Origin of the sequence: Winogradskya humida (genome assembly GCF_016862215.1) — a bacterium.
GTDB classification, from domain to species: domain Bacteria; phylum Actinomycetota; class Actinomycetes; order Mycobacteriales; family Micromonosporaceae; genus Actinoplanes; species Actinoplanes humidus.
The window spans coordinates 55,554-63,539 of record NZ_BOMN01000077.1; the positions used below are offsets into that span (position 1 = coordinate 55,554).

The window sequence follows — 7,986 nt, forward strand, 5'->3', positions numbered from 1 at the left end:
TCAGCCCCGGAAGTCAACGCCAACCTAAGTCAATGCTTAATCCCCTGGCCGACGCAGCCCAGACCCGTTGTTGCAGCCCACGATCGTACGAAACCGCTGGTGAGACCGCCTCCGTGGTGCGATTGAAGTACCGCCCGGTCGTGGTCTCCAGATCCGCAGCGGTCGCCAGCCACAACGCGGACGCGGCACCCTCCGCCGGGGTCAGCAGCGACCGCCTGATCAGCGGAAGAAATGGCCTGGCAACCCCCGGCGCGATGTCACCGATGATCGGCGTGGCGACCAGCCCGGGATGTACGGCGTTCACGGTCACCCCCGTGCCCCGCAACTCCTCCGCCAGGTGGTAGCCACTCATGAGGGTCAGCAGCTTCGCCCGGGCGTACGCGCTGAACGGCTCGAATCCGTCCGCTGGATTGACGTCACGCAGATCATCGAGCGCATCCGGGTCGAGATCGACCGGCCGGGGCCGCGGCAAGATCTTCACCTGACGGGTGTCCCCCATGGTCGCCGACACCACATTGATCACCCTGGCCGGCCCGGCCGCCCGCAACGCACCGAGCAGCAACCCGGACAGGGTGAACCCCGCCAGATGATTCACCGCCACATGCATCTCGACGCCCCGCTCGTCGACGCGACGCTCCCGGTAGTGCGCACCCGCATTGTTGATCAGCAGATGCAACGCGCCGTGCCGGGCCATGAACCCCTCGGCGACCCCGTGCAGATCGTCCCGGGACGCAAGATCCGCCACCAGAACCTCCACGCGATCCGCCTGCACCTGACTCGCGACGTACTCCCTGAGCTTGTCCCCACTGCCCTGACTCCGAGTCACGGCCACCACGGCCGACCCCCGCCGCGCCAGCTCAGTGGCAATCACCCGCCCCATACCCCCGGTCGCCCCGGTCACCAAACTCACCCGCCCCGCCAGCTCATCATGCCCAGCCGAGCCGGTGCGGCCGGCCGAGCCGGTGCGGCCGGCCGAGCCGGTGCGGCCGGCCGAGCCGGTGCGGTCGGCCCGGCCCGTGCGGCCCGCTGAGCCGGTGTGGTCGGTCAGGCCGGGCGGGGGTGGTTCGGCGGTCACGCTGCGATCCTCGGGAACTGACGCAGGTACGCCGGGGTGGCGCTCTCCCGGAGCAGGAAGTCGGCCAGGTCGACGCGGCCGACGGCGGCGGTCAGCGGGATCTTCAGGTCGGTCCCGGTGCGGTACCTGCCGGTGTACGGCTTGTCGTTGAGCGCGGCCGGGCGCACCACCGTCCAGTCCGTCCCCGAGTCGCGGATGGCCTGTTCCATCCGCTCCTTGTCGCGCATCTTGTGCGGGAGCGCGGCCCACAGCGCCAGGCAGTAGAGCGAGCGGTCGTGCGACTCCGCCGCACCGTGGGCGCTGACCGCGATCAGCCGACGCACACCGGCCCGGTCCATCCCGGCCAGGATCCCCGCGATCCCGTCGGCACACACGCTCACAGGTCCTTTCGCGTTCGTGCCGAGCGCACTGATGACCACGTCATGGCCGCGCACCGCCTCGGCCACCGCGTCCACATCGGTCAGATCAGCGACCACGACGGCCGCGAGACCGGACCGCGCCCCCGAACCGCGCCGGGCATCCTGCACGGGCCCGGCAGCCTGAACAGGTTCGACGAGCTGAGCGGGCCCGGCAATCTGAGCGGACCCGACGAGCTGAGCGGACCCGGCGACCAGGGCGTCCGGCCGGCGGACCACGGCGGTGATGTGGTGTCCCGCCGTGAGGGCGCGGTCGACGGTTGCCCGGCCGGTGCCTCCGCTGGCTCCGAAGATGACGATGCGCATCCCAGCCTCCTTCAATCTCTGAGACAAGTTGTCTCAGAACGAGAGTGGCATGGGAGCCAGCTTTGAGTCAAGGTGTCTCATAGACTCGGGTGATGGATGACTCGATGGACCCCCGGGCGACCCGCAGCCGGCAGGCGATCCTTTCCGCCGCGCGCGAGTTGCTGCTCGACCAGGGACCGGCCGGCGTGACGCATCAGCGCGTTGCCCAGCAGGCCGGGGTCGGGCGCGCGACGGTCTACCGGCACTGGCCGCAGGCGGAGCAGCTGCTGCTCGACGTGATGGACCTGGCCGGGCTGCCGTTCTTCGCGGAGCCCCGGGTGCCGCTGCGGGCGTGGTTCCGCCGCCGGCTGCGAGAGCTCGCCGACGAGCTGGCGATGCCCGAGGTCGCCGCCGTCGCGCTCACCCTCATGCAGGGCGCGGTGTGGGATGAGCAGATCGCCCGGCAGCGCGATCAGTTCGTCCGGACGCTGACCGAGCGGATCGCCGCAGGGCTGGCCCTGGCGACACGGAGCGGCGAGACCGGCGGCGAGGCCAGCAGTCGGGCCGGCACAGTCCCGGATCCGCACGACGCTGCCGCGATGCTGGTCGGGCCGATTCTCTACCGCACCGCTCTGCAGGGCGGCTCGGTCCCGGACGCCTTCATCGACCGGCTGGTCGACAACGTCCTGCCTTAGCGAGCCGAACCCGAACAGAAGGACCGCTACGACCACCCCACGGGTCGGCCACGCCCTGCCTCAGCGAGCCGAACCCGAACAGAAGGACCGCCGCGACCACCCCACGCGGGTTGACCACGCCCCACTTCAGCGAGCCGAACCAGGACAGAAGACCACCGCGACCACCCCACGGGCCGACAACGTCCTCCCCCACCGCGCCGAACCTGAACAGCGCGACCACGGGGCAGAACGACCACAGGGCAGAACGACCACGAGGCCGGAGGACAGGAAGCACGAGGCCGGAGGAGGGAGAGAGGGTCAGAGCGAGCGGATGTCCACGTTGGCGAAGGTGACCGCGTACGGCGGGTCCGTGTCGACCGCTTCGACGCTGAGGCCGAGGCGGACCTGGCCTTTGTCCGGGCCGTCGTCGGGCAGGGCGAACTTGCCGGCGAATCTGCCGCCCCGGAAGACCTCGGCCTCGCCGTCGCGGACGACGAGGTGGATGCGTACGGATTTTTTCAGGCCGATGCGGGTGGTGAGGGTGATCCGGTCGTACACGCGCTTGTCGTCCTGGAGGTCCGCGCCGATGGAGATCTCGTCCTGGCAGACGCGCAGGACCTGCCCGCCCTTCTGGGCGTCGATGTGGAACCAGATCGCGGCGCAGCTGCCCGCCGACTGCAGGGCCGTGGTGACCTCGACGCCGAAGTCGTCCTCGATCTCCTCGTCCGGGCCGACGCACTGGTAGGTGCCGCGGTCGATGCGGCCGGCGCGCATGACGCCCTTGGTGAAGCAGTTGGCGCTCTGTTCGCGGATCTCGCTGTCGAGCCACTGGCCGGGCTGGTCCAGCGGGTCCTCGATGATCTTTTCGCCGCCCTCGGGCTCGACCGGCACCGGGGTGGCCCTGGTCCGGGACGGCGTCGGCGAGGCGGAGGGCTTCTTCCGGGTGGGAGAGGGCGACGGTGCCGCCGAGGTCGGCACACCCGCCCCGGCTGCGGCACCGCCGTCCCGCGGCGGGACGAACGCCAGGGGTACGCCACCCCGAGCACCGGCGTGGGTGATCACGAAGCCGACCGTGCCCACCCCGGCGACCACCAGCAGCAGGGCGAACGCCGCGACCAGCATGTTCTTGCGCGATCGGCGACGCGGCGCCATCGGCACCGGCGGCGCATAGAGATCGTAGTGCTCATCGAACCCGGATCCACCCGAGGAGAAGCCATCGGCAACAGGCGAGGAGGCAAAGCCAGCGGGAGCGGGCGAAGAGGCAAAGCCAGCGGGAGCGGGCGAAGAGGAAGAGGCGGATGGGGTCGAGGAGACCGGGGACGGCCGGTCGCCGAGCAGCATGTCCAGCAGCTCACGCGCGGTGGGCCGGTCCTCCGGGTTGCGCGACAACGACAACTCCACCAGATCGCGCAGCGACTCCGGCAACCCGGTGAGATGCGGCGGCTGCGTGAGGATCCGCGCGGCGGTGGCCTGCGGCGAGTCGCCATGGAACGGCGTCCGGCCCGTCCCGGCGTACGCAACGACACAACCCCACGCGAACACGTCAGCGGCAGCGGTCAACGGCGTCCCGGGCTCGGACGAGAACCGCTCCGGCGCCATGTAGGCGACAGTGCCGACCATCTGATCGGTACGCGTGTACTGGCTGGTCGCCTCGAACGCCCGCGCGATCCCGAAATCGATCACCTTGGGGCTGCCCGGAGCCAGCAACACGTTGTCCGGCTTGAGGTCCCGATGGATGACCCCGGCGCCATGGATCCCGGACAGCGCGGTGGCGACGCCCACGGCGAGCGAGTGCAGCGCGGCAGCCTTCAACGGCCCGCGATCCTCGACGACCTCGGCGAGCGAAGGCCCGTCCACGTACTCGACGACGAGGTACGGCGGGTTGTGGTCGAGGTCGGCGTCGAGCACCTCGGCCGTGCAGAAGGACGGCACCTGCCGGGCCCGTTCGACCTCGCTGCGGAACCGGCCGCGGAATTCCGGATCGTACGCGAGCGTGGCGTGCACAAGCTTGATCGCGACGTACGCGCCGTCGGGGTCGCGGGCCAGGTAGACCACGCCCATGCCGCCGGCGCCGAGGCGGCCGGTCAGCTGGTACGGGCCCAGCCGGTCCGGGTCGCCCTGGCGCAGTGGACTCACGCGGTACGTGGTGTCCACGCCTACCTACCCCCCACGATCCGGCGGCGCGACAGCAGGAGCGCCGTCAGCACCAGAAGGGCCAGCAGCAGCGCGAACCACCCCGCGCCGAGCCGGCCGACAACGCCACTCAACCCGTGCTGCACGGACGAGGCAACATTCACGATCGGATCCTGCCCGGAAGTCCTCAGGTCCTTGACAAGGCGCAGCTCGTACCATCCGTAGTAGGCCACGTACGCTCCGGCGAGCAGCAGGATCGCGCCGCCGATCCGGGGCACCCAAGCGGTCGCCCGGCGTAGCCGTGTCACGGCGGAGAGCCGCATCAGCGCAACCGCGAGTGCTGTGACGCCGATGACAAGCCCCATCCCTACCGCATAGCTGACAAAAAGGGCCACTCCCTGGAGGATCGAGCCCGCTCGCAGGCTCGACGCCACGAGCGCCAGGAACGGCCCGATCGCGCAGCCCAGCGAGGCCACGGCGTATGCCATACCGAACGCCACCGTGCCGGTGCTCTTCGGTGCCCGGACCACAAAACCGGGCAGCGAACGCCCCGCCACGAGCCACCCCCCGGCGGTGGCCAGGAGCGCTCCGAACACGACGGTCAGCCACGGGAGCCGGGGCAGCAGCACCCCCGTCAGCGGGGTCAGCACCACTCCGACCGTACCGAAAACGATCACATAGCCCAAGGTCAGAGCGAGAGTGGCGCGCACTGCCCGGACCACCGCTCTCAGCGTCCCGGCCTCCTGACCCACCACCGACAGCGACAGGTACGCAGGGAGCACGGCGAAGCCGCACGGATTGACCGCGCCGAGCATGCCGGCCGTGAGCGCGAGCAGCAGCGGCGCGTCCACGAATCAGGCCACCAGTTCCTTGACCTGCTTCGTGAGCTGAAGGTCGTCGAGGTAGCTGGACACGACGACCTTCCCGGTCGCGTCGAGGATCACATAGGTGCTCTGCTCGGTGATCCCGAACTTCTTCCAGATCGTGCCGGGTTCGTCGTCGAGGTGCGGCACGGCCTCCACGTCGAGGTCGGACACGAACTCGTGCATCTCCTTGTTGCCGCCGAGGCCCGCGATGCCGAGGATGTTGAGCCGGCCCGCGTACTCCTTCTGCAGGTCGTGGATCGACATGGCCTCGCTGGCGCAGGTGGCGCACCAGGGCGCCCAGAACCACAGGATCGTGGGCTTACCCGCGAGCGTGGCGGCATCGAACTTCGTACCGTCCAAGGTCGTGCCCGTGAAAGCAAGCTTTCCCGCACCCGCACCCGGAGCGGCAGCGGGAGCCGCAGCCGGTGCAGCGCCGCAACCGCCCAGAAGAAGGATTGCCGTCACGAGCAGGACCTTGAGCTTCACTTCTTGCCAGCCTCAGTGAGCCGCAGCGCGAGGGCCGGGCAGACGTTGACGGCCTTGCGGGCGCCGTTCTCCAGCCACGGCGGCAGCGGCGTCTGCGGGAACGCCGGGAACCCGTTCGCGTCCAGCCGGATGATCTCCGGGGCGACCGCCGAGCAGAGCCCGTGGCCGTCGCAGCGCGACCAGTCCAGGGCGAGCTTCCGCGCACCCTGCTGCTGGTGGTACGGCAGGGGGAGGATGCCGCGGGTCTGCTTGCCGCAGCCCTCGCCGTTGGCGTGCAGCTCGACGTCGCGGGCGAAGACCTCGAGGGCCGAGAGCGCGAACCGGGACGTGCCGTCGGGGTGGCTGCACGCGCCACGGCCCTTGACCACACCGGCGGCCTGGCGCACGTTCTCCAGCGCGCTGCCGCCGAGCGCGACCAGGGTGACCGCGCGGGCCAGGTCGGGCAGGCCGAGCCGGCACGGGCCGCACTGCCCGGCGGACTCGCCCGCGAGGTACTGCACGACCTGGGCGACCTCGCCGAGCGGGCAGGTCTGCGAGCCGATCGGGATGAGCATGCCGGCGCCGAGCGTGCCGCCGACCTTGGCGAAGCCCTTGCGGGAGATGGTGACCGTCTTGGCGGCCTCGGCGGTGATCCACTTGCCGTGGTAGCCGCCGACGAGCAGGCCGGCACCGATGTCGGCGCCGCACATCTCGAGGACCTCCATCAGCGGGGTGCCGGTGGGGGCCTCGACCACGGCGGGCGCGGTCGACGAGCCGCCGACGGTCAGCATGACCGTGCCGGGCTCACCCTGGATGCCGACGGAGTTGTACTCCCACGGCCCGAGCCGGGCCGCGATGGCGATCTGGGAGTACGTCTCGGCGTTGGAGAGCAGCGTGGGCAGCCCGCCGACGCCGTTGTCGCTGGAGCGGACCTTGCGGCCGGGCGGGATGTGCGCCTCGCCGTTGATCCCGCGGACCAGGGCGCCGCCCTCGCCGGAGATGAAGCGGTGCGGCACGGTGACGATCCGGGTCGGCACCGGCATCTTGCGCTCGGACAGCGCGGCGGCCAGGGACTCCTGGCCGATGCCGTCGTCGGCGATGCCGATGACGATCTCCTCGGCCTCGAGCGCGGCCGCGGCCAGCGCGGCGCCGTCGAGGATGAGGTGCGGGGCCCGGGTCAGGACCGCCTTGTCCTTCCACGACGGCGGTTCGCCCTCGGTGGCGTTGACCACGATGATCGGCGGCAGGTCCTGCCGGCGGCACGAGTCGACCACCGCGCGGACCTTACGTGCGAACGGGAAACCCGCACCGCCGCGCCCGCGCAGTTCGATCCGGTCGGCGAGCCCGATCAGCTCCCCGCTGGACAGGGCCGCGAACCCGCCGTGCACCTCCTGGTGCGCGACCAGATCCAGCCGGCCGTACTCCTCCATCCCCGCGGTGATCCGCGGGGTTCCGACGCTGGTTACTGGCGGTACCTGTCCACTCACGCCAATGCCTCGCTTCGCTCGCCATTGTCGCGAGCGACGACGCTGTGCCTAATGGTGATTCCACTTCGTTTCATCACTGAGCTTCCCCTCGCAGCTGCGCCCAGTATCCGGCGTCATCTGCTTCCTCAACCGTGCCGGCCCGGGGTCCTCGGCGAGCCCCCCGGCTCGTCCCGGTGCGCACGGATTCCTGCTGTGATGCCTTGCGTGCGCGGCGTTGCGCCATGTCGACGAGGGTAGGAGTCTCGTCGGCCTCCTGGTCGTCGTAGGCCACGCGCGGGTCACCGGCGAGGTCCACGAACTCACTGCGGCTGTGCCTTCCCGAGTCGGCGCGGTCGACGTCAGCGCCCCGGTCGCGCCGGGCCCGGGGCGCGTCCTCCGCCTCCTCGGCGAAGCGACCGGCGCGCGACGGGCGCGGCTGCTCGTCCTCGTAGCGCGCGGGGCGGCGCCGTGGCGGGCCCTCGTCGTAGCGCGGGTCCTCGTACCGGTCGTCGTCGGCGTAGCGGCGCTGGCGCGGGGCCGGGGCCTCCTCGTCGGCGTAGCGGCGCGGGCGCGGGGCCGGCATGTCCATGTCGTCGTCCACGAACT

At 71.0% G+C, this 7,986-nt stretch carries 7 protein-coding genes and 1 pseudogene; 1 reads left to right on the forward strand and 7 read right to left on the reverse strand.

The annotated features are described in order from the left end of the window. Positions 1 to 13: 13 nt before the first annotated feature. Positions 14 to 1,075, reverse strand: coding sequence for an SDR family NAD(P)-dependent oxidoreductase (locus Ahu01nite_RS27725; protein WP_203839579.1), 1,062 nt, complete (start codon positions 1,073 to 1,075; stop codon positions 14 to 16). After that, the gene (locus tag Ahu01nite_RS27730) at positions 1,072 to 1,797 is read right to left on the reverse strand and encodes an NAD(P)-dependent oxidoreductase (RefSeq protein WP_203839580.1); all 726 of its coding nucleotides are present in this window, start codon (positions 1,795 to 1,797) and stop codon (positions 1,072 to 1,074) included. Before Ahu01nite_RS27730 ends, Ahu01nite_RS27725 begins: the two co-directional genes overlap by 4 nt. A gap of 92 nt (positions 1,798 to 1,889) precedes the next feature. Between Ahu01nite_RS27730 and Ahu01nite_RS27735 the strand changes: the two genes are divergently transcribed. Continuing rightward, positions 1,890 to 2,471, forward strand: coding sequence for a TetR/AcrR family transcriptional regulator (locus Ahu01nite_RS27735; RefSeq protein WP_203839581.1), 582 nt, complete (start codon positions 1,890 to 1,892; stop codon positions 2,469 to 2,471). A 297-nt stretch (positions 2,472 to 2,768) separates the two neighbouring features. Here the strand turns inward: Ahu01nite_RS27735 and Ahu01nite_RS27740 are convergent, their stop codons facing one another. From Ahu01nite_RS27740 to Ahu01nite_RS27760, 5 genes and pseudogenes are all read right to left on the reverse strand, one after another. Beyond that, the gene (locus Ahu01nite_RS27740; protein WP_239159190.1) at positions 2,769 to 4,586 is read right to left on the reverse strand and encodes a serine/threonine protein kinase; all 1,818 of its coding nucleotides are present in this window, start codon (positions 4,584 to 4,586) and stop codon (positions 2,769 to 2,771) included. 20 nt (positions 4,587 to 4,606) lie between these two features. Continuing rightward, complete coding sequence (locus Ahu01nite_RS27745) at positions 4,607 to 5,434, reverse strand: cytochrome c biogenesis CcdA family protein (protein ID WP_203839582.1); 828 nt, start codon at positions 5,432 to 5,434, stop codon at positions 4,607 to 4,609. Positions 5,435 to 5,437: 3 nt separating this feature from the next. Then, complete coding sequence (locus Ahu01nite_RS27750) at positions 5,438 to 5,935, reverse strand: redoxin domain-containing protein (RefSeq protein WP_239159191.1); 498 nt, start codon at positions 5,933 to 5,935, stop codon at positions 5,438 to 5,440. Then, positions 5,932 to 7,344, reverse strand: coding sequence for an NADH-quinone oxidoreductase subunit NuoF family protein (locus Ahu01nite_RS27755; protein ID WP_203839591.1), 1,413 nt, complete (start codon positions 7,342 to 7,344; stop codon positions 5,932 to 5,934). The genes Ahu01nite_RS27750 and Ahu01nite_RS27755 overlap by 4 nt, the downstream gene beginning before the upstream one ends. 130 nt (positions 7,345 to 7,474) lie before the next feature. Continuing rightward, positions 7,475 to 7,986: pseudogene (locus Ahu01nite_RS27760) on the reverse strand (hypothetical protein); the annotation flags it as partial.